The sequence below is a fragment of the Micromonospora sp. SCSIO 07396 genome, from assembly GCF_053667945.1.
In genome coordinates this window covers 288,727-310,244 of record NZ_CM132210.1, presented here as the reverse complement: position 1 = coordinate 310,244, position 21,518 = coordinate 288,727, and the positions used below count along the sequence as shown (strand labels likewise).

The window sequence follows — 21,518 nt, the reverse complement described above, 5'->3', positions numbered from 1 at the left end:
CGGGATGTCGCCCACCGGGGGCACCGGAGCCCGCAGCGACGCGCCGACCGCCCTGATCGTCCGGGTCCGGGACGCGCCACCCGAGCCGGCCGCCCCGTGGCGGCCCACCGAGGCCGACCAGCCGGCCCCGCCGGAGCCCCTGGACGCGCCCTGGCTGCGTCACCTGGCCCGGCTGCTGCCGATGGTGCTCGTCGCCGTCCTCGGCGGGATCGGGGTGAACCGGCCCGGCCTGTGGGAGGACGAGCTGGCCACCTGGGGCATGGTCACCGTCGGGTTCGACGACTTCGTGGCGGTGCTGCGCAACGTCGACGCCTCCATCGGCCCGTACTACCTCCTGCTGCGCGGCTGGGTGGCGCTGGCCGGCAGCTCCGACGTCGCGCTGCGGGTGCCGTCGCTGCTGGCCATGACGGCGGCGGCCGGCCTGGTCGCCGCGATCGGCCTGCGGATCGGCGGGCTTCGGGTCGGGCTGGTGGCCGGCCTGCTGTTCGCGGTGCTGCCGACCACCTCCCGGTACGCGCAGGAGGCCCGGCCGTACGCGTTCGCGGTGTGCGCCGCGGCGCTGGCCACCCTGCTGCTGGTCCGGCTGCTGGACCGGCCCCGGTTCCTGCGCTACACGGGATACTCGGCCGTGGTGGCGTTGCTGGGGCTGATGCACCTGGTGGGCCTGCTGCTGCTCGCCGCGCACGCGCTGGTCGCCTGGCGGGGGGCGCAGCGCCGGCGCGGCTTCTTCGGTTGGCTCGGTGCGGCGGCGGTCGGTGTGCTGCCGGTCCTGCCCGTGCTCTGGTTCGGTAGGCAGCAGACCGCCACGCAGATCAACTGGATTCCGCCGGTCACCCTGGACCGGCTGGTCGACACGCCTGAGGCGCTGTTCGGCGGGCCGCTGCTCGCCGGCGCGGTGCTCGCCCTGGCCTTCCTCGGCATGTCGATGCGCCAGCGATCGGCGGTGGCCACCGCCTGGCTGGTGTTGCCCACCGCCGGTCTGCTGGCCGCCGCCCAGCTCACCCCGCTCTGGTTGCCGCGCTACCTGCTGTTCACGGTGCCGGCCTGGGCGCTGGTCGCCTCGCTGGCGTTGCGGCGCAGTTCACTGCTGCGGGGCACCGCCGCGATGCTGGCGATCGGGCTGCTCGGCATCCCGGTGCAGGTCGAGATCCGCGGCGTCACCGGCCACAGCCAGGGCACCAAGGACATCGCCGCCGTGCTGCGGGCGCACGCGCGCCCCGGCGACACCCTGGTGTACGGCCCGTTCGACGCCGGTGACCAGCGCACCAGCCGGGACGCGGTGAACCGGTACGTCGACGAGAGCTGGCGACCCCGGGACGTGCTGATGACCGTACCGGCCCGTAGGCAGGGCACCCTGGGCGCGCGGGAGTGCGCCGACCGGGACGTACCGGTGTGTCTGGGGCGTCCGGAGCGGGTGTGGGTCGTCCGCAAGGGGGCGTTCGACGACCCGGTGCAGCGGATCGGCGCGGCGAAGGAGGCCGCGCTCAAGCCGTACGCCGTCGAGCGCACCTGGCGGGTCCGGGGCTTCAGCATCGGGCTGCTGGTGCGCAAGTCGGAGGCGGGGAAGTGAGCCCCCGGGCCGGCGCGGGCCGCACCGACGAGACGACGGAGTTCCACCGTCAGGTGCCGCCGCCCCGCCCCGCCCCGACGGCGCCCCCGCCCTCCCGCGGCCCGGCGACGGTGCCGACACGCCGGGGCCCGGCGACGGTGCCGACCCCGCGCGGGCCGGCCGCGGCACCGAATCCGGTGGGGCCGGCGGCGCGGGAGGTGGTGGCTCCGGCGGCGCTGGGTCGACCGGCGACGGTGGACCCGTCCCTGCCGCTGCCGCCTGACGACGACGAGAAGGCCGCCTACCGGCACCGTCGGCTGCCGGTGCTGATGGTCGCCTCGTTCGTCAGCTTCACCGGGCTGCTCACCAGCCAGTTGCTCTTCGTCCGGATGGCGCCCTGGCTGTTGGCGCTGCTGCCGTTGTTCGGCTTCACCGTCCTCTACTACCTGATCTCGGCGACGGTGAACATCGGCACGCCCGGGTTCGACCTGGACCGGCACCGCCGGCTGGTCCGCGACTTCCGCCCGCCCGTGCACCCGTCGGTGGACGTGTTCCTGCCGGTCTGCGGCGAGGCGACCGAGGTGCTGCGCAACACCTGGGAGCACGTCAGCCGGATGGTCGACCACTACCGGGGCCGGGTGCACGTCTACGTGCTCGACGACTCGGCGACCGACGAGCGGGAGGCGATGGCGCTCGCCTTCGGCTTCGTCTACCAGCGCCGCCCCAACCGGGGCTGGTACAAGAAGGCCGGCAACATGCGGTACGCGTACCAACGCACGCTGGGCGAGCACATCCTGGTGCTGGACGCCGACTTCACCCCCCGGCACGACATGCTCGACGAGATGGTGCCCTACCTGGCCGCCGAGCCGGACCTCGGGATCGTGCAGTCCCCGCAGTACTTCCGGGTGCACGCCGGCCAGGGCTGGCTGGAGCGCGGGGCCGGGGCGGTGCAGGAGCTGTTCTACCGGATGGTGCAGGTGTCCCGGCAGCACCACGAGGCGGCGATCTGCGTCGGCAGTTGTGCGCTCTACCGCCGGGAGGCGCTCGACGCGATCGGCGGTTCCACCCTGATCGAGCACTCGGAGGACGTACACACCGGGTTCGACATGCGGCGGCGCGGCTGGCGGCTGCGCTACCTGCCGGTGCCGTTGGCCACCGGGCTGTGCCCGGCCGACGTCAGCTCGTTCTTCACCCAGCAGTACCGCTGGTGTGCCGGCTCGATGAGCCTGCTCGGGTCGACGAAGTTCTGGAACACCCGGATGCGGCTGCGCACCCGGCTGTCGTACCTCTCCGGGTTCTGCTACTACCTGCACACCGCGCTGTTCACCTTCGTCGGGCCGCTGGTGCCGATCGTGCTGCTGGCCTGGTTCCCGCAGTCGGTGGCCCCGGCCAACTACCTGTGGATCGTGCCCAGCCTGGTCTACAACCTGGTGGTCTTCCCGCTGTGGCACCGGTGCGCCTACCGGGTGGAGGCGTGGACCGTGAAGATGATCTACGGCTGGTCGCACGCCTTCGCCATCTGGGACCTGCTGCGCGGGCAGAGCATGGGCTGGCAGCCCACCGGCGGCACGGGACGCAAGAACAGGACGGGTCGACTGTGGTGGGGAATGGCCGTCTGCACGGCGGGCAGCGGAGCACTGTGGACCGGTCTGGCCGCCCACCGGATGATCACCGACGACCTGTGGACCTTCGCGCCGGCCTTCCTCGGTGGCGCGTTCTACCTGGCCGTCGCGTTGCAGGCGCTGCTGGTGAAGCCGGCGCGGGACATCCGTCCGGAGCGTTCCCGGTGACCTCCCGTCAGCTGTTCACCATCGTCACGATGTTCGTGATCGGGGTGTTCGGCTACGCCGCGCTCGCACCCAGCCCGGCCAGCCGTCCGGCCCGGTTCGCCACCGAACCCAGCGCGTCGCCCTCCCCCACCGGCCCGCCCCCGGCGTACGACGTCCGCCCGCTGGTCCAGCCGCAGGGCCGCTACCTGGGGGTGGCGCTCAGCGGCGCACCGCAGGACATGAGCCGGGTCGACCGCTTCGCCGACCTGGTCGGCAGCAAACCCAACATCATCACCATCTACGAGAGCTTCGACGACGAGTTCGCCGCCGCCGAGGTCCGCCGGGTCCACCGGTACGGCGCACTGCCGATCGTCCGTTGGGAACCGTTCAAGGCGAAACTGAAGGACATCGCCGCCGGGCGGCACGACCCGTACCTGGTGGAGTTCGCCGTCGCGGTACGCCGGCTCAACCTGCCGGTGGCGCTCACCATCGCGCACGAGATGAACGGCCACTGGTACTCCTGGGGCGCGCACGACAACACCGCCAAGGAGTTCGTCGCCGCCTGGCGGCACATCCACGCCGTCTTCGCCCGCGCCGACGCCACGAACGTGATCTGGACGTGGACCCCGAACGTGGTCAACCCGGTCCCGTCGGTGAAGCTCGCCCCGCTCTACCCCGGTGACGCGTACGTGGACTGGGTCGGCATCGACGGCTACTTCACCAGGCGCGGCGAGCAGACCTTCGACGACCTGTTCGGCCCCACCATCACCCAGGTCCGGAAGTTCACCGCCCGGCCACTGCTGATCGTGGAGACCGGGTCCGAACCGGGCGCGATGCGTCGCCGGGCGGTCGACGAACTCTTCACCGCCATCCGCAAACGCCCCGACCTGCTCGGGTTCGTCTACTTCAACCAGAAGGGCTCCGGCGACTGGGTGATCGACTCGGACCGGCCGGCGCTCGCCGCGTACCGGTCCGGCGCGGCGGCCGACCCCCGGACCGGCTTCCGGGTCGGCTGACCCCGGGCCGCCGACCCACGGGCCCCGGGGCGCTGCGGCGGGTTCCTATGATGAGGGCGGCCTGCCGTGGGCGGGCCAACACGGGTCGATGCGTCTGGGGGGCAGCCGGAGATGACCGGAGCACCACGGCCGGCACGCGCCACACTCCGGCCGGACGACCCCGCCGCCCGCGTGCACCTGGCACCCCGCCGCCGGCCCGGCCGGATCGGCGAACTGCACGTGCTGCAACTGCTCCTGCTGGAGGCGGTGCTGCTCGGCGTCCTCGCCAGTGGACTGTTCGGGATGCCGGTGCTGGTCGTCGCCGCGCTGTGCGGCGTACTCCTGCTGACCGTGGTGTTCCTGCGCTCGCGGGGCCGCTGGTGGCTGGAGCGGCGGGCCCTGGCCCGGCAGCAGCGGCGACGGGCCGCCGCGCCGGTCCCGGTCGCCGCCGACCCGGGATTGGACGCCCTGCAACGACTCGCGCCCGGCCTGTCGGTGGGCACCGTGGCGATGGCCGACGGCACCCGGATCGGGGTGGCCCGCGACGACGCCGGCTGGTTCGCGGTGGCCGCCGTCGACGGCTCCGGGCCGACCGGCGACGCGCCGGCCGGCCTGCCGCTGGACGTGCTGGCCACCGCGCTGGCCGAGTCCGGCCAGCCGGGCACCGTGCTCCAGGTGGTGACCAGCACCGTGCCGGCCGGCGGTCCGACCGGCGACCCGACGGCCCCCGCCCGGGAGTCCTACCGGCAGTTGCTGGCCGACCTCGGCGGCACCCCCGTCCCGGCCGGGCGGGCGACCTGGGTGGCGGTCCGGCTGGACGCCCGCGCGCTCGCCGAGGCGGTCGGCGACTACGCGGTCGACCTGGGCGTCGCCCCCTCGGTGGTGGCCGCGCTGGCCCGGCAGACCGGCAGGTCGCTGCGCCGCAGCGGGGTCGAACACCGGCTGTTGGACGCGCACGGCCTGCTCGCCGCCGTCGGCCGGTCCTGCGGCTTCACCCCCGGCCTCCCGGCCGGTGCCGCCGGAGTGCGTGAGGAGTGGTCGGCGTGGCACTGCGGCCCGATCGCGCACCGCTCGTTCTGGATCCGCCGCTGGCCGCCCGTCGACCGGGCGGCGGCCATGCTCGGCTGGCTGGAGACGCTGCCGGCGTCGCTGGTGACGGTGTCGTTGACGGTGGCCACGAACGGGCCGGGTGAGGATCTCGACCTGCGCGGCCTGGTCCGGGTGACCGGGCCGGCGGAGCTGCTGCCGCAGCTGTGCGGGCCGGCGGTCGACGGGGTACGACAGGCCGGCGGGGAACTCTTCCCGCTCGACGGCGAACACGGCCCGGCGGTGTACGCGTCGGCACCGACGGGAGGTGGCGCGGGATGACCGGCCCTGGTGACGAACGGCATACGGCGGTGCCGGCCACCTTCGGCACCTCCCCCGACCAGCCGGCCGGACCGTACCGCGACCCGGTGGGTGGGCCGTACCCGCAGGGGCCGGCGGTGGCCGGGGGGCACCCGGGCGGGGCGGTCGCCTCGGCCGCCGTACCGCCGCCGGTGGCCGCACCACCGGGCACCGCGCCGCCTGTCGGCACGGACGCGCCGGTGCTGGGCACGTCCCGCACCCGGGTCGACGCGGACGCCGACGCGACAGGCGTCGCCGCCGCGACCGCGCTGGCCACCGCCGACCCGCTGACCCGGGCCCTGGCCAGTCCGCTGGCCGCCCCGGAGAGCCATCCGTCCGCTCCCCCCGGCCCACCGCCGGCCCACCTCCCCGGGGTCGGCGACGCCTCCGGTCGGGGCGGGCCGTCCGGTCGGCTGCCCCGGCTGCGGATCGGCACCCACGCGGTCTCCCCGGCGGCGCTCGCCCGGCTCAGCCCGAGCCCGCTCCCGGCCGGTCTGGTGCTCGGCGCGGACCGCCGTCGGGCGGCGGTCACCATCCGGTTGTTCCGCCCGGAACCGACCCGGGTCGTCCTGGTCGGCGGGGTGTGGGCGGGTCAGCTCGTCGCCTTCCGGGCGCTGGCCCTCGGTGCCCGGGTCGTCGTGGTCACCGCCGACCCGGGAACCTGGACCGGGTTCGGCCCGGCAGCGCTCGGCCGGGCCGCCGACCGGGTCGAGGTACGCGTCGACGGCCGCCCGGTGCCCGCCGCCGGCACCGCCGGGCAGCCCACCCTGATCGTGCGCGACCTACCGCCGCACGCGCCCGGATCGACCATCCCGGGCCCGTGGCAGGCCGAACTGACCGTGCTGCGGCGGCTCGATGCCGGCACCGCCCCCGCCCTGCGCGACAGCGACCTCTGCGTGCTGCAACGACTCTCCGCCGACGAGTCCGTGACCGCGCAGCAGGCGCTGCGGCTGCCCCCGGACAGCGGCCGGTTCCTGCGGGTGATGGCCGACGACATGCTCACCCTGGTCGGCGGCGGCGCGGACCGGCACCTGTGGATCAGTCAGACCCCGGTCGAGCAGCACCTGCTGGGCGTGCCGCGGCGCTGACGAGCAGCCGCGCGAGGCGCTTCTTCCGGCCGTTCTCGCGGACGATCCAGGCCACGTCGCCGTCGTCGACGGCGGCCAGCGCCCGGAACGCCGGCAGGCCACCGGCCGGATCGGCGGCCACGGCGACACTCCAGCAGTAGCCCAACGCCTGACGCAGGGCCCGGACGTCGTCGTCGCGACGCTTGTCGGCCGGCAGCGCGGCCAGGCCCGCCGTCGCCCGTCCGCACAGGGCGACGGCGCGGGCGGCGGCCTCCGCAGCGGTCAGCAGGCGCGGTTCGCACACGGCCGCGACGGCCGCCCGCCGGACCAGCGGGTGCGGGTCCCCGACCCAGGCCGTGCCGAGGTCGAGCAGGCGGGGCAGGTCGGCGTCGCCGAGCCGCTGCAACGCCAGGGCCACCGCCTCGCGTACCCGCCAGCGGGGGTCGGTCGCGTGCCCGTGCAGGCGCGCCTCGATCCGGGTCCGGGTCCGGGCCGGCGGACCGTCGGCCAGCAGCCGACCGAGGCCCAGCACGCCGCAGAAGACCAGGTACTCGTCGTCGGTGGCGAGCAGGCTGTCGAACGTGTCGGGCCCGCCCTCGTCGGCGACGGCCTGGGCGAGTTCGAGGTTGGCGCGCGGCCCCGGCAACCCCGAACGCTCCCGCAGGTACGCCGGCCAGCGCGCCGGCCCGCCCGCCCGCAACTCGGCCCGGTACTGGTCACGGCGGCTCACCAGCGCAGCGTAACCCGCCTGATTCCCACGCGGAGTCGCCCCGACACGCGGACCCTCGGGTGGGCAGGTCCCGCCCGTCACCCAAACCACTCGTGGTGCTGGGATCCGATGCGCAGGCAAAGCTGAGACGAATGCACGAGAGGCCCGCATCAGCGGGCCTCAAGGCGGGCGCGGGAGCCCGGCGGGCGTCCTGCACCATCCAGGCTAGCAGGCAGTTCCGGTCCTCGGGAGCAGAACCGACCGTCGGACCGACGGCCCGCTACGTCGGGGGCACCAGCGGGAGCTGGACCAGTTGGGCACCGTGCCGGCGGGTGAACAGCCAGCCCCGGCCGGGCGGCAGCCGCTGCGGCTTGACGGTGCCGAACAGCGCGCCCTCCTCACGCGGACCGGACATCATGATGCCCGGGGAGGCGAGTTCCCTGATCCGCCCGATCACCGGGTCGAACATGGCCCGCCCGGCACCGCCGATCCGTCGGGTCAGCACCAGGTGCAGGCCGATGTCGCGGGCCTGCGGCAGGTACTCCAGCAGCGGCGCGAGCGGGTTGACCGCCGCCCCGGCCACCAGGTCGTAGTCGTCGACCAGCAGGTAGAGTTCCGGACCCTTCCACCAGCTCCGGTCGCGTAGCTGCTCGGCGGTGACGTCCCGCCCCGGCAACCGCTCCCCCATCACCGTGGCCACCTGCTTGACCAGGTCGGCGGTGACCTGCGGGGAGGTGCCGTAACCGATCAGGTGCTCGGACTCCACCGCGCCGAGCAGGCTGCGCCGGAAGTCGACCAGGATGATCCGGGCCGCCGCCGGGTCGTTGCCCTCGACGATGCCGCGGGCCAGCCCGCGCAGGAACGTGCTCTTGCCGCACTCCACGTCCCCGAAGAGCAGCAGGTGCGGTTCGGCGGTGAAGTCGAGGCGTACCGGCTGGAGGTCGGTCTCGGCGATGCCGATCGGGATCAGGCCGCCCTGCGCGGCGGGCAGCGCCGCGTAGGGCAGCTCGGCGGGGAGCAGCCGGACGGCCGGGGCACCCGCCGACGTCCAGTGCTGCTGCACCCGCTTGACCAGGTCGGCCAGCGCGTCCGGCAGGTCGTCGACCACCGGCCGGCCGTCGAGGCGGGGCAGGCCGGCGAGGAAGTGCAGGCCGTCAGGGGTCAACCCGTGGCCGTGCTGTTCCGGCACGTTCACCGCGGCCCGCCGGTTGATCACCGAGTCGGCCGGCTCGCCGAGGCGCAGCTCCACCTTCGCACCGAACATGTCCCGCACCGCGGGCCGGACGTCCATCCACCTGCTGGTGGCGGCCAGGAGGTGGATGCCGTAGCCGAGACCCCGGTTCGCCAGCTCGGTGACCAGGGGCTCCAGGTCCTCGAACTCGGCCCGCAGCGCCGCCCAGCCGTCCACCACCAGGAACACGTCGCCGAACGGGTCCTCGGGGAACCGGCCCTCGCGGCGGGCCCGCCGGTAGGCCGCCGCACCCTCCACCGCGTGCGCGGTGAACAACGCGTCCCGGGCCTGCATCAGCCCGTGCAGCTCGGCGATGGTGCGGCGGACCTTGTCCACCTCGCGCCGGCTGGCCACCCCGCCGACGTGCGGCAGGCCGGCCAGCGCGGCCAGGGTGCCGCCGCCGAAGTCGAGGCAGTAGAACTGCGCCTCGCGCGGGGTGTTGCCCAGGGCCAGGCTGGTGACCAGGGTACGCAGCAGGTTGCTCTTGCCGGTCTGCGGCGCACCCACCACCATCACATTGCCGGCCGCCCCGGCCAGGTCCAACCAGAGCGGGTCGCGGCGCTGCTCCAACGGCTTGTCGACGATGCCGGCCACGCCGTGCAGCGCGCCGTGCCGGTCCTCGGCGGCGATGGTCAGGCCGCGCACCGGGGACACCTGCACCGGTGGCAGCAGCGCGTCGAGGGTCGGCGGCTCCTCCAGCGGCGGCAACCAGACCTGGTGGGCGGCCGGCCCGCGCCCCTGCATCCGGGCCACCAGCACGTCGAGCAGGCTCTCCCCGACGTGCTCGTCGACCGGGGCCTGCGTCGGCTCGTCAGGCGCGTCGTCGGTGGCCAGCGGAACGTAGTCGGTGGTGTAGTCGCGGACCGGGTCGATCAGCCGACCGCCGACGGTGGGCACCCCGCCGTGCTGCCGGACCGCCCCCGAGACGTACGCGGCCTTGAACCGGACCAGCCCCTCGGTGCCGGCCTTGAGGTAGCCGTGCCCCGGTGAGCGGGGCAGCTCGTAGGCGTCGGCCACCCCGAGCACCGCCCGGGACTCCATCGAGGAGAACGTGCGCAACCCGAGCCGGTACGACAGGTGCGTCTCCAGGCCGCGCAGCCGCCCCTCCTCCAGCCGCTGCGAGGCCAGCAGCAGGTGCATGCCCAGCGACCGGCCCACCCGGCCGATCTGCACGAACATGTCGATGAAGTCCGGTCGGGCGCTGAGCAGCTCGCTGAACTCGTCCACCACGATCAGCAGGCTGGGCAGCGGGGCGAGCGGCACCCCGGCCGCGCGGGCCCGCTCGTAGTCGCGCTGCGAGGCGTAGTTGCCGGCCCGGCGCAGCAGCTCCTGCCGGCGGGTGATCTCGCCCTGGATCGCGCCGAGCATCCGGTCGACCAGGAACAGCTCGTCGGCCAGGTTGGTGATCACGGCGCTGGTGTGCGGCAGCCGGTCCAGCGCGGCGAACGTCGCGCCGCCCTTGAAGTCGACCAGCACCAGGTTGAGGATCTCCGGGCTGTGCGTGACGGTCAGCGCCAGCACCAGCGTCCGCAGCAGCTCGCTCTTGCCGGAGCCGGTCGCGCCGACGAGCAGCCCGTGCGGCCCCATCCCCTCCTGGGCTGACTCCTTGAGATCCAGCTCGATCGGCCGGCCGTTCTCGTTGACCCCGATCGGCACCCGCAGCCGGCTGCGGTTGGGCCGGCTGCCCCACGCGTCGGTCAGGTCCAGCTCGTAGGGGTCGCCGAGGCCGAGCAGGTCGGCCAGGCCCAGATCGGTGGCGACGGCCGGCTGGTCGGCGTACGAGGCGGCGGAGAGCCGCAGCGGCGACAACTCCCGGGCCAGCACCTCGGCCCGCGCCGGGTCGAGCGTGTCGGCCCGGCCGACCCGGGTGGCACCGTCCATCGTGGTGCCCGAGATGGTGCCGTCGTCGGCGACGTCGAGCACCACCGAGGTCTCGTCGAGCAGGCGCGGCGGCCGGCCGGTGAGGTCGAGCAGGGTCACCCCGGCGACGCCGCCCTCGGTCAGCAGGTGGTCGGAGCCGGCGACCTGCCCGCCGTCGACCACCACCAGCACGTACGGCGTGACCGCCGCCGTCGCCGTCGGTTCGAAGCGGGGCCGGTTGGCCAGCACGTCGACGAGCATCGCCTCCAGCGCCACCACGGTCGGGGCGAACAGCCGGATCGGGCCCACCGCGTCCAGCTTGGTCGGATGCTGGGCGTGCGGCAGCCACTTCGCCCACTCCCAGCCGGCCCGCCGGTCCGGGTCGACGCAGAGCGCGACCAGCAGGTCGTCGGGGGCGTGGAAGGTGGTCAGCTGGGCCACCACCGCGCGGACCAGCCCCCGTACGGCGTCGTCGGCACCGCGCAGGTAGACGTGGGAGAAGTCGCGCAGGGCGATCGCCACCGGCAGGTCGGGCACCACCGAGTAGGTGGCGACGAACCGGCGCAGCGCCACCGCGCACAGCGGCTCCAACTCGTCCACCGGGCGGGTCTGCGGTGGGATCAGCGGGGTGGCGACCTCCTGCGGGCCGAGCCCGATGCGAACCACGCTGAAGTCGGCGTCACCCCGGCGACGTTCCCACAGCCGGCCACTGGTCACCGTGGACCAGAGCGAGTCCGGGTCGGGGTGCCGGTAGTGGATGGCCTCCCGCTGCTGGCGTACGGTCGCGCGGACCTGGGCGCGTAGCTGGGCGAGACGGCGCATGTACTGGCGGCGGGCCTCGATCATCTCGCGTTTGCCGGGCCCGGTCTGGTTGACCGCCATTACAGCGATCATGCCGAGGATGGAGATCCCGTACATGCCACCGACCACATAGGTCATCACGCCGCCGCGCTGCATGCCCATCATCAGGCCCATCGCCGCGGCACCCGCCGCCATCGGCAGGATCATCAGCATCCGGGTCCAGCCCCGGCCACCGGCAGCCGGCACCTCGGGCGGCGGGTCGAGGAGCACCTCACCGGTCGGCAGCGGGGGCGCCGGCCGGCGGGGTGGACGCTTGACGACCACCAACGACGACATCTCCCCCGTACCTCCCACCACGTAGGTCTCCGGCGGCCCACTCTATCGACCGGTCGCCCCTGGCAGGGACCGCCGTCCGCGCTCGGACGGCCACCCGGCGGGCGGTGCGACCGTGCTACCTTGACCGCCGCGGAAGGCCCAGGAGGCAACCGCGCGGACGCGTGGCACACGGGGAGGTGACCAGCGTGACGGCCCCGGGCGGTCTCAGTCTGGCCAGGGTGACCATCGCCGCCCCCCAGCGGCGGATGGACGTGGCGTTGCCCAACGGCATGCTCGTCGGGGAACTCCTGCCGCACCTGCTCCGGCACGCCGGGGAGGGCCTCGGCGACGCCGGCGAACAGCAGGGCGGGTGGGTGTTGCGCCGGGCCACCGGCACCCTGCTGGAGGCCACCCGCAACCTCGCCGTGCAGGGCGTCCGCGACGGCGAGCTGCTGCACCTCACGCCCGGCCGCGACGAGTGGCCCGAGCTGGCGTACGACGACGTGGTCGAGGTGATCGCCAGCGGCGCGCGGCGGACCGGTCGATCCTGGAGCGACGACGCGACCCGGCGGGCCGGGCTGGCGGTCACCGCCGCCCTGCTCGGGTTCGGCCTGGTCGCGTTGACCGCGGTCGGCGCGCCGTGGCGTACCCCGGGGATGCTGGCGCTGGGGGTCGCGGCGTTGCTGGCGGTCGTCGGGCCGGTGCTGTCGCGGGCCGTGCCCGACGCCACCGCCGGGGCCGTGGTGGCCGCCGCCGGCCTGCCCTACGCGCTGCTCGGCGGGGCGCTGCTCGGCGCACCGGACGACGCCCGGCTGGTCGACCTGGGGGCACCGAGCCTGCTGCTCGGCTCCGCCGCGCTGCTGGTCTTCGGCATCGTCGGCTACGCGGCGGTCGGTGGGGTGCAGCGGCTGTTCATGGCCGGGGCGGCGGCCGGGCTCACCGGCGTGCTGGCCGCGCTGCTCTGCTACGGCGGGGTCTCCCCCGCCGGCTCGGCGGCGGCGACGCTGACCACGGTGATCGGGCTGCTGCCCGGCTATCCGCTGATCGCCGGCTGGTTGGGCAGGCTGCCGGTGCCGGAACTGCCCGACCGGCCGGAGGAGATCCTCAAGGACCGGCCGGTGCCCGAGCGGGCGAAGGTCTTCGTGACCGTTGCGCGGGCCACCGAACTGCTCACCGGGATGCTGCTGTCCGCCTCGGTCTGCGGCGCGCTGGCCATCGCGTTCCTGCTGACCGCTGACCGTACCCCGGCCGGCGCGCTGCTGGCGCTCTGCGGTGCCGGCGCGCTGCTGTTGCGGGGGCGGCTCTTCCCCACCGCCGCGCAGCGGGTGCCGCTGCTGGTCAGCGGCCTGCTGGGGTTGTCGGCGCTGGCGGTCGCCGCGCTGTTGGGCACCGCACCGGGTGGTGGCCGGGTGCTCGTCTGGCTCGGGGTGGTCGCCGCGGCGGCGCTGACCCTGGTCACCGGGCTGGTCTACAGTCGACGCCGGCCGTCGCCCTACCTGGGTCGGGCCGCCGACCTCGCCGACGTGCTCGCCATCATGGCGCTGATCCCACTGGCCTGCGCGGTCATCGGCCTGTTCGGGGCGATCCGGGGGATGTTCGCCTCGATCGGCGGGTGAGACGACGATGACGACGCGACGGGACCAGCTCCAGTCGTACCAGTTCATGACCCAGCGGGTGATGTCCGCGTTCGTGATGCGCGAGACCGACCCGCAGCAGTCGCCGCTGCGTCGGGGCATCGGCGCGCTCTTCGGCGGGCTGATGGTCGCCGTCCTGGTCGCCGCCGGGGTCGGCATCTACGGGCTGCTCACCAAGGTCGGCGGGAACAGTTGGCGGCAGCCCGGCGCGGTGGTGGTCGAGAAGGAGAGCGGCGCGACCTACATCTACCTGGATGGCCGGCTGCACCCGACGCTCAACTACGCGTCGGCGCTGCTGGCCGCCGGCCGCCCCGGCACCCCGGTGGTACGCGTCTCCGCCAGCACCCTCGGCACGGTGCCGCGCGGGGTGACGATGGGCATCCCGAACGCGCCCGCCTCGCTGCCGGCCGCGAACCGGCGGGCCGGCCTGCCGTGGACGGTCTGCTCCACCCCGATGACCGACGACACCGGCCGCACCACCGACACGGTGACCCTGGCGTTGGCCGCCCGGCCGGCCGGTGGGCAGGGCGTCGGCGACGACGGGCTGCTCGTCAAGGACGCCACGCTGGGCATGAACTACCTGGTCTGGCACGGCCGCCGGCACCTTGTGCAGGGTTCCCGGGTGGTCGTTCCCGCCCTGTTCGGGGCGGTCACCCCGACCCCCGTCGGCACCGCCTGGCTGAACGCGCTGCCCGCCGGGGTGGACCTCGCCGCGCTGCCCGTCGCCGACCGGGGGGACCCGTCCCGGGAGGTGTCCGGGCGGCGCAACGGCGACGTGCTGGTCACGCAGACCGCTTCCGGCCCGCAGCACTACCTGGTGCTCGCCGACGGGGTCGCCCCGATCACCCCGGTGCAGCAGGCCATCCAGACCGGCCAGTCGGGGCGGCAACCCGTCCCGGTCGCCGTCTCCGACGTCACGTCGCTGCCCAAGAGCCAGCGGGTCCCCCGCCCGCCGGACCGGGGCCAGCCGCCCGCCACCCCGCCGAAGCTGCTCGGCCCCGAGCCGGGGCAGCAGATCTGCGCCGTCACCGCCGACGCCGGCACCCCGCCGGAGTTGACCGTGGGCGGCACCCTGCCCGACGCGGACCGGGCCGCGCCGACCGGTTCCGTGTCCCCCGACGGCATCCCGCTGGCCGACCGGATCGCCGCCCCCGCCGGCCGGGTCACCGTGCTGCGCCTGCTCGGCAGCCCCGGCGCGTACAGCATCGTCACCGACCTGGGCATCCGCTACCCGGTGCCGTCCGCCGAGGCGTTGCGCCTGCTCGGCTACCCGGCCCAGGGGGCGCTGACGGTGCCGCCGAGCCTGACCATGCTGGTCCCGACCGGCCCCACCCTGGACCCGCTGGCCGCGGTCCGACCCGCGCCGATCACCACCGGCGGCTGACCGCCGACCGTCCGCCGTGATGGGTCAGCGGCCGGGTGTCGGATCGTCGAAGAGCTGCACCGGCGGGCCGGGTTCGGTCGGCGGCGTCGACCGGGCGGGTGCCGGCGCGACGGCCGCCCGCCACCGGCGACGCCGCACCCGGGGCAGGGTCAGCGCGACGGCGCACACCACCAGCACGGTGGCCAGGGCGAGCGCGGCACCGGCCAGGGCGATCCGTCGGCTCTCCCGTACCGCCGGGTCGGGCCGGTCGTCGGCGGGCCGGAACCGGGGCAGCGGGGCCGGCCGGGCCTGCGGCAGCAACTGGTCGTTGACCGCCCCGTACGGGTTGACCGTGCCGTGGCCGTACTCGGTGCGGTCGGCACCGGGGACCGCCGTCACGGTCAACAGCCTGACCAGTTCGCTGCGCGGCGTTCCGGACCGTTTGGCGAGGGTCAGCGCCCCCGCACCGGCCACGAACCCGCAGGCCAGTGCGGTGCCGTCGGCGGCCTCGACCAGTCCGGTGCCGCGCTGGGTGGTGGTCACCGCCACGCCCGGCGCGACCAGGTCCAGGTACGGCCCGTACTGCGACTTCGGCCAGCGCCGCCCGTCCGGGCCGATCGCCCCGACGGCGAGCACCTCCGGGTAGCCAGCCGGGTAGGACACCGGGTTGCCGTCGGAGCCCCGGTCACCGCTGGCGGCCACCACCAGGACGCCCCGGTCGACGGCCCGCCGCACCGACGTCCGCAGGGTCGCGGCGTCCCGGTCGGCGGCCACGGTCACCGCGACCACCCGGGCACCCCGGTCGACCGCCCAGTCGATGCCCCGGGCGAGCACCGCCGGGTCGACCGGGGCGGCCCCGAACGCCAGGTCGTCGACCACCCGTACCGGCAGCACCCGGGCGCTCGGCGCGAGGCCCGCGAACGGCGACCCGTCGGCCTGCCGGGCGACGATCAGCCCGGCCACCCGGGTGCCCTGCCCGGTGCAGTCGGTGTCGGCCGGGCCGCTGCCCCGGACCGCGTCGAAGCCGCTGCCGACCCGCCCCCGCAACTGCGGGTGGTCGGCGTCCACCCCGGAGCCGAGCACCGCGACGGTGATCCCGGCCCCCTGGCTGAACGGCCACACCTGCTCCGGGGCGAGCACCTGCTGCGCCCAGGACGGCGTGCCGACCTGCCCACCGGCCGGCGCGCACGCCGGTGCCGCCGGGGCGGGCCGCACCGGGCCGGCCAGGGTCGCGGCGACGAGCCCGACGACGAGCCCGCCCGCCGCCTGACGCACCAGGCCGGCCGCCGTCATCCGCCGTCGCCGGTATCCCGTCATGTGTTCCTCCGTCCCCGTCTCACGCTGCGGGCCGGCGGCGGGCGGGCGGCAGCGCCGACCCGGTCCGCCCGTCGTCGACCCGACCGACCAGGCCGCCGGTCACCGCGCCGACGGCCAGGTCACGCAGCGACCCGGGCACCGCCCGCAGGTCGTGCCAGAAGACGCCGAAGCTGTCGGCGCAGCGGTGCAGCAGCCGGTCGCCCACGTCGGCGGCGGTGTCGTCGTCGCGGGCCCGGGGATCGTCGTCGTCCCAGTACCAGACCGACCCCTCGTCGCCGCCGGCGACCCGCACGGCGAGCAGGCCGCCCTGCACGTGCCCGACGGCCAGCCAGTCGGCGGTGAACCGGTCGGTGAACCAGGCGTTGGCGTGGCACAGGTCCTGCATCCAGTCGGCCCGTGCCACCCCGAACAGCGGCTGGTCGACCACGAACCCGAACCGGGGGTGCACGGCCGGCCAGTCCGGCCAGCCGCCGTTGGTGCGGGCCAGGAAGTCCCGGTAGCCGGCCGGGAGGGCGAAGCCGAGCCGCTGCTCGACGCGGGTCACCGCCTGCGGGGTGAGCCGTTGCGCGAACCGCAGCGGCGGCGGGGTGACGGAGTCCACCGGCAGGCCGCGTCGGCGGTGGTCGGCGTCGCCGGTGCTCACCCCGCCCAGGTGCCGCAGCGCCGCGTGCAGTTCCGCCGGCACCAGCGCGAGCCGCCGGCTGCGCGGCAGGTGCGCCCAGACCCACCCCGCCGGGGTACGTCCCGACGCCTGCGGATCGGCCGGGTCGGGCACCGCCAGGTTGGCGGTGAGCACGTCCAGCACCCGGGCCTCGTCCACCCCGATGCCGGGCGGCAGCGGCGGCAGCTCGACCACCGCCCGCGCGTACGGCGTCCAGTCGGGAAAGCCGTACGGGTCGACCGGCACGCCCTGCCGGTAGCGGACCCGCAGCATCGGCGCGACCGGGTGGGCCACCCCGAAGGCGTACCGGGCTGCGGGGATCGGCCCGCCCCCGCTCACCGGTCCCCCCCGTCCGGGCCGGGGACGGTCTCGTCGGGGGTGGGCCAGAGCAGCAGGAACGGGACCTGGTCGGCGGGGACGGTGACACCGGCCGGGGAGTCCGGGTCGACGGCCAGGGCGTGCCCCGGCGGCCAGACGGTGAGCAGGGCGGTCATCGTGGCCCGCAGGCTCGGCGTGCCGTCCGGGTAGGCCCGCGCGAAACGTTCCGGGGCGGTGAACACCTCGATCACCGGCGACTCCCCCGCGCCGACCGCCCGCCACGGAAAATCCGGGTCGACCAGCCGGGCCGGGTCGGGCACCGGGGCGGCGGTGGGGAGCACCACCAGCGCGTCGAGCAGCGCGTCCAGGTAGCCGACGGAGTCACCATGCTCGGCCGCGTCGAGCAACAGCGCGGCGGTGTCCGGCTCGGGCGCCGGGCGCGGGGCGGGGGCCGGTGGGGCGATCGCGGCAGCCGGGTCGTCCGGCCCGTCGGCGGTTGCGGCGGCGATCTCGTCGTCGGCCGCCGCCTCGGCCAGCTCGGTGAGCAGTTCCGCCCCGGCGGGCACGGTCAGCTCGCCGGCCGCCGCCGCCCGGACCGCCTCCACCGGCAGGTACGCGTCCAGCGGGGTGCCCGGGTTGACCGCCAGCCGCCAGCCGGCCACCGGCCACCGCTCGCACAGCTCGTCGTACCCGGTCACGGTGTACGCGTCGGCGACCCCGGCGACCTGCGGCGCCATCGCCTCCAGCGAGGTGAACACGGGCAGGAACGGCGCTCCGAAAAGGTCCATCGTGACGAACCGCTGGCCGCCGTCGGCCCGGTCGTCGTCGCGCACCTGCGGCAGGAACAGCTCGGCCCGGGTGAGGATGCGGAAGAACCCGGTGCGGTCGTCGTCGCGGGCCGCGCGCAGCAACGCCCGTTCGGTGTCGTTGGCCGGCTGCCACGACTCGTCCACGACGGGTCTCCCTCCCTGCCCGGTGTCGACCTGAGCCTAGCGATGTCCCGGCGGCGGGCGGGACCCGCAACGGGCGCACGCTAGGCTACGGGCCGGTCGCCGTCCGCCCACGTTCCGCAGGAGGTTCCATGCGACGTGTCGTCGCGGTCGCCGCCCTGGCCGCCACTGTGGCCGGTTGTTCCGCCGGTCCGTCGCCCGCCCCGGCACCGGCCCCGGTGGACCACGTGGTCACGCTCACCGTCGAGGTGGTCGGCGGCGGGGGTGGGCTGTTCGGAATGGCGGTCACCTGGGGACACAGCAGGGTGGAGACACAGTCCGCCACCAGCCTGACCTGGGCCTGGTCCCACGCGGTGACGCTGCGTTATCCGGACGTCGAACGGGTGTGGGTGTCGGCGACGCCGCAGGTCCGCCCGGGGGTCGACGAACGGTTGGCGTACGCCGGCGGGCCACCGACGTTGCACTGCACGATCCTGTTCGGCGACCGGCTCGTGCAGGACCAGAGCAGCATCTCCCCGACGTGCGAGGCGAACCTGTCGGCCAGCCCACCGGCCGGCCGGGCCCCCGCCCCCGGGCAGCGGTCGGGCGGCACCGCCGACTGACCGCGGCCACCCCCGACGGTTCAGCCCAGCCGGCGCAGCGCCCCGACGTACGCCGACCGCACCGCGACCAGCCGGCCGGCCCGGAACCGGCCCGGCTCCCGCTGGTAGACCGTGCGGCCCAGCGCCGTCCAGACCGCGGTGAACGGCACCCGGGCACCGCCGGGCGGCACGAACTTCACCACCTCGTCGAGCGCGGCGACGGCGGCGGTCAGCCGGGACCGGCACCGCTGCCGGTCCGCCTCCGGCAGGGTGTGCGCCCCGGCCGGCACCCCCCGGGCGTGGTGCCCGGCCACCCACAGCCACTCCCCGGCGTCGATCAGCCGGGACGGCTCCGGGCCGCCGTACCGGAAGCTCTCCTCGACCTCGACGGGCCCGGCGGGCAGCCGGAACAGGAACTCGCGGGCCGTGCCGCATCCCTGGCACGCGCCGGTGTAGCGGCGGGCCAGGTCACCGTCGGGCAGGGTGAGCACGGTGGAGGCGCGCGGGAACCGCCCCTGCCCGCAGCCGCACGGTTGCAGGTCCATGTAGAGGTGGGCCTCGTGGAGGGACCGCGCGGCCAACGGGATCACGACGGGCTCCACGGCATGTGGTCCAGGTGGAAGTCCCGCACGACCTCGATGCGGCGGCGGCGGAACCGTCCCGGTTCCCGGTGGTAGACAGTCCGTCCCCGGGTCGACCAGAACGCCGCCTCGGGCACCGCATCGCCGCCGTCGGGCAGGAACTTGTGGACCTCCTCCAGGGCGGCCACGGCCGTCCAGCGCAGGTCCGCCGCCTCGGCGTCGTCACCCTCCCGTTCGGCCACCTCCGCCGCCTGGCCGCACCAGTCGGCGACGAGCAGCCACTCACCGGGGTCGAGCAGGGCGGACGGCTGCGGACCGCCGAACCGGGTGGTGGGGTGCGGCCCGGCATCGGCGGGCGTCGTCCGTCCGTCGGGCAGGGCGAAGACGAACTCGCGCTGCTCCTGGCACTCGGCGCAGCGGCCGGAGTACCGGTAGGCCGGTCGGCTCCCCTGCGCCGTCGCCGTCCCGGTCCAGGCGGCCTCCATCGACCCGCACCGGCCACACGGATGCAGCTCCAGGTAGAGGTCGGCCTCGTCCCGGCTCCGGACGGCGGGCAGCAGGCTCATTCCGCGTCCCGGTAGTGGCCGGTGTCCGGGTCGAGACCCATGATCTCCCGGGCCTGGCGCATGTACTCGCGCTGCGCCTGTGCCGACGGCGACCGGCGCTGCGCCGAGTCGGCACCCTCGGGGGTGAAGTCGACGTCGTCCACCCGGTGTGTGGCCTGCCACCGGGCGTGCAGGTCGGCCAGCTCCCGCAGCCGGCGTTGCCGTTCCGGATCGACGTTCATCGCCATCGGGTCACCTCCGGACACCGGCCGCCGGTGGGCGAACCGCTCGCCCGGACCAGCGACCGTGCTTGGTCTCTCCTGGCCGGTACGTCGCACGCGGCACCACCCGTCACGGCAGCGGACGCTCCACCCGCTCGGCGACGGTCTCCCGGGCCCAGGTCGCCGCCCGGTCCGGCCCGCCCGTCACCGTCCACCGGTACACATCGACCGCGGAGCGGATCTCCAACAGGTAATGGTTGTGCGAGAAGAACCGCAGAGTCCAGCCCCCGTCCGGGTCCGGCGCGAACGTCGGGGGCGTCACCGCCGGAGCGTCCGGCACCGCCAGCACCCGGGTGAAGTGGTCGGGGTCACGGACCAGCCAACCGGCACGGGTGCCCTCGGTCACCGAGAACGGGCATACCACCGGGCCGTCGATCTCCCACGCCGAGTACAGCTCACCGAGCAGCTCCGCGTAGGCCAGCGGGTCCAGCCCGACGCCCACCCGGCGACCCAGTTCACCCATCACCTCGGGCCGGTTGAGATGCAGCGTCCCGCCCGACGCGGTGAGGAGCAGGGCATGGGTGACGAAGATCGGCTGTCGCGCGGCCACCACCCGGACCGCGTCGGCCACCCACTCCTCGTCGGCGACCGCCCACCGCGCCGGGCGGGCCAGGTAGCGGAAGCGGGCGGTCCGCACGGTCACCGACTCCGGACCGACCCACACCCGCTCGGTGGATTCGCCCGGCGCCAGCACGTACCGCTGGAGCGCCTCGGTCGTCCGCTCCGTGTCCACCAGCAACCTCCCCGTCACGGCCGTCGGCGCACGTCATCCTGCCACAGCGACGCACCCGGCCGTCCCGGTCGGGCGTCGGAACGGGCCCGCTGCGGCTGCCGGTGTCATCCGGCGACCGGGCCGGACGGTCCAGGCGTCCACAGCAGGGCCGCGCCCGCCAGCGCCGCCCGCTGGTACGGCGGCAGTGGTTCACCTGCCCAGAACGTCTCCACCTGCGGCGTCTCCTCGTCCTCCTCGGCGAGGGCGCGCTGGGCATCGTAGGTGATGTCCCAGGCCCGCATCCCAGGGCTCAACTCGGCGAGGCAGACCCGCCGTTCCACCGGTGAGCCGTCGACCGCCGACCGCCACGCCCGCCAGATACCCCGGACACCGGGATGACGGGAAACACTCACCACGAACCGGGTGTCGGGCCAGTCGGTCAGCTCGTAGGCCAGATCGGCGAGGTGACCGAGCCGGGCCGGCAACCGGGTGAGGTCCTCCGGGTCACCACCGGTCAGGTCCAACGGGTTCGGCAGCCGGTTCCCGGCGCGCTCGACAACCGCTGTCCGCGCCGGCAGGAAACGGAAGGCGTCCGCCGACGGCGTCTGCTCGGAGACCGGCACCTCGGCGTACAACTGGGGTTCACCCCCCGGCACATCCAGCGTGCGCAGGATACGGCCCAGCAGTTCCCGGTCCGCAGCGGAGATCGGTACGGCGTACTGCACCGTCGCCACCGACACCGCGTCCGGAAGGTGCCGCAGATCCCCGTCGCCGAGGAGCTTACGCAGCTGGGTCACCACTTCGTCAGGGAACCGCCCCGCCAACCGCAACAGCATGCGGTGTACGGCGGCGAAGAGGTCGTCCGCCTCATCCCATACAGGACTGTCGATCAC

At 75.2% G+C, this 21,518-nt stretch carries 18 protein-coding genes; 8 read left to right on the top strand and 10 right to left on the bottom strand.

Annotated features, from left to right (window positions below; genetic code table 11):
- Positions 1–4 precede the first annotated feature (4 nt).
- The 5 genes from ACWCHM_RS01425 (at position 5) to ACWCHM_RS01405 (ending at position 6,787) form a co-directional block, all read left to right on the top strand.
- Positions 5–1,570 carry a glycosyltransferase family 39 protein gene (locus ACWCHM_RS01425; protein WP_454221306.1) on the top strand — a complete coding sequence of 522 codons (1,566 nt, stop codon included), beginning with the start codon at positions 5–7 and terminating at the stop codon, positions 1,568–1,570.
- Positions 1,567–3,339 carry a glycosyltransferase family 2 protein gene (locus ACWCHM_RS01420; protein ID WP_421490158.1) on the top strand — a complete coding sequence of 591 codons (1,773 nt, stop codon included), beginning with the start codon at positions 1,567–1,569 and terminating at the stop codon, positions 3,337–3,339. The genes ACWCHM_RS01425 and ACWCHM_RS01420 overlap by 4 nt, the downstream gene beginning before the upstream one ends.
- Complete coding sequence (locus tag ACWCHM_RS01415) at positions 3,336–4,334, top strand: glycoside hydrolase family 26 protein (RefSeq protein WP_204957887.1); 999 nt, start codon at positions 3,336–3,338, stop codon at positions 4,332–4,334. Before ACWCHM_RS01420 ends, ACWCHM_RS01415 begins: the two co-directional genes overlap by 4 nt.
- A 111-nt stretch (positions 4,335–4,445) precedes the next feature.
- On the top strand, positions 4,446–5,681 hold the full coding sequence (locus ACWCHM_RS01410; protein ID WP_454221305.1) for a type VII secretion protein EccE: 1,236 nt from the start codon (positions 4,446–4,448) through the stop codon (positions 5,679–5,681).
- Positions 5,678–6,787 (top strand): hypothetical protein, encoded by a 1,110-nt coding sequence (locus tag ACWCHM_RS01405; RefSeq protein ID WP_454221304.1) that lies wholly within the window; start codon positions 5,678–5,680, stop codon positions 6,785–6,787. The genes ACWCHM_RS01410 and ACWCHM_RS01405 overlap by 4 nt, the downstream gene beginning before the upstream one ends.
- Here ACWCHM_RS01405 and ACWCHM_RS01400 read toward each other — a convergent pair.
- Complete coding sequence (locus tag ACWCHM_RS01400) at positions 6,738–7,496, bottom strand: hypothetical protein (RefSeq protein ID WP_454221303.1); 759 nt, start codon at positions 7,494–7,496, stop codon at positions 6,738–6,740. The two genes, ACWCHM_RS01405 and ACWCHM_RS01400, sit on opposite strands and share 50 nt — an antisense overlap.
- A gap of 259 nt (positions 7,497–7,755) precedes the next feature.
- Positions 7,756–11,703 carry a type VII secretion protein EccCa gene (gene eccCa / locus ACWCHM_RS01395; protein WP_454221302.1) on the bottom strand — a complete coding sequence of 1,316 codons (3,948 nt, stop codon included), beginning with the start codon at positions 11,701–11,703 and terminating at the stop codon, positions 7,756–7,758.
- A 185-nt stretch (positions 11,704–11,888) separates the two neighbouring features.
- Here eccCa and eccD point away from each other — a divergent pair, with 185 nt between their 5' ends.
- On the top strand, positions 11,889–13,298 hold the full coding sequence (gene eccD / locus ACWCHM_RS01390; protein WP_454221301.1) for a type VII secretion integral membrane protein EccD: 1,410 nt from the start codon (positions 11,889–11,891) through the stop codon (positions 13,296–13,298).
- 7 nt (positions 13,299–13,305) lie between these two features.
- Positions 13,306–14,700, top strand: a complete 1,395-nt coding sequence (gene eccB, locus ACWCHM_RS01385) for a type VII secretion protein EccB (RefSeq protein WP_281894317.1) — start codon at positions 13,306–13,308, stop codon at positions 14,698–14,700.
- A 24-nt stretch (positions 14,701–14,724) separates the two neighbouring features.
- Here eccB and ACWCHM_RS01380 read toward each other — a convergent pair whose 3' ends face one another.
- From ACWCHM_RS01380 to ACWCHM_RS01370, 3 genes are read right to left on the bottom strand one after another with little or no spacing between them, the layout of a single operon-like run.
- Positions 14,725–15,996, bottom strand: coding sequence for a S8 family serine peptidase (locus tag ACWCHM_RS01380; RefSeq protein WP_421490151.1), 1,272 nt, complete (start codon positions 15,994–15,996; stop codon positions 14,725–14,727).
- Positions 15,997–16,015: 19 nt separating this feature from the next.
- Positions 16,016–16,996, bottom strand: coding sequence for an SMI1/KNR4 family protein (locus tag ACWCHM_RS01375; protein ID WP_307821104.1), 981 nt, complete (start codon positions 16,994–16,996; stop codon positions 16,016–16,018).
- The gene (locus ACWCHM_RS01370; protein ID WP_454221300.1) at positions 16,993–17,928 is read right to left on the bottom strand and encodes an SseB family protein; all 936 of its coding nucleotides are present in this window, start codon (positions 17,926–17,928) and stop codon (positions 16,993–16,995) included. Before ACWCHM_RS01370 ends, ACWCHM_RS01375 begins: the two co-directional genes overlap by 4 nt.
- 128 nt (positions 17,929–18,056) lie before the next feature.
- On the opposite strand from ACWCHM_RS01370, the gene ACWCHM_RS01365 reads away from it, so the two are divergent.
- Complete coding sequence (locus ACWCHM_RS01365; RefSeq protein ID WP_454221299.1) at positions 18,057–18,527, top strand: hypothetical protein; 471 nt, start codon at positions 18,057–18,059, stop codon at positions 18,525–18,527.
- A 20-nt stretch (positions 18,528–18,547) separates the two neighbouring features.
- Here ACWCHM_RS01365 and ACWCHM_RS01360 read toward each other — a convergent pair whose 3' ends face one another.
- From ACWCHM_RS01360 to ACWCHM_RS01340, 5 genes are all read right to left on the bottom strand, one after another.
- Positions 18,548–19,096 carry a hypothetical protein gene (locus ACWCHM_RS01360; RefSeq protein WP_281894330.1) on the bottom strand — a complete coding sequence of 183 codons (549 nt, stop codon included), beginning with the start codon at positions 19,094–19,096 and terminating at the stop codon, positions 18,548–18,550.
- Positions 19,093–19,653, bottom strand: a complete 561-nt coding sequence (locus tag ACWCHM_RS01355; RefSeq protein ID WP_204957877.1) for a hypothetical protein — start codon at positions 19,651–19,653, stop codon at positions 19,093–19,095. Before ACWCHM_RS01355 ends, ACWCHM_RS01360 begins: the two co-directional genes overlap by 4 nt.
- Positions 19,650–19,880 carry a hypothetical protein gene (locus tag ACWCHM_RS01350; RefSeq protein WP_204957876.1) on the bottom strand — a complete coding sequence of 77 codons (231 nt, stop codon included), beginning with the start codon at positions 19,878–19,880 and terminating at the stop codon, positions 19,650–19,652. The genes ACWCHM_RS01355 and ACWCHM_RS01350 overlap by 4 nt, the downstream gene beginning before the upstream one ends.
- Positions 19,881–19,983: 103 nt before the next feature.
- The gene (locus ACWCHM_RS01345; protein ID WP_454221298.1) at positions 19,984–20,646 is read right to left on the bottom strand and encodes a hypothetical protein; all 663 of its coding nucleotides are present in this window, start codon (positions 20,644–20,646) and stop codon (positions 19,984–19,986) included.
- Between the two features lie 104 nt (positions 20,647–20,750).
- Complete coding sequence (locus ACWCHM_RS01340; protein WP_454221297.1) at positions 20,751–21,518, bottom strand: hypothetical protein; 768 nt, start codon at positions 21,516–21,518, stop codon at positions 20,751–20,753.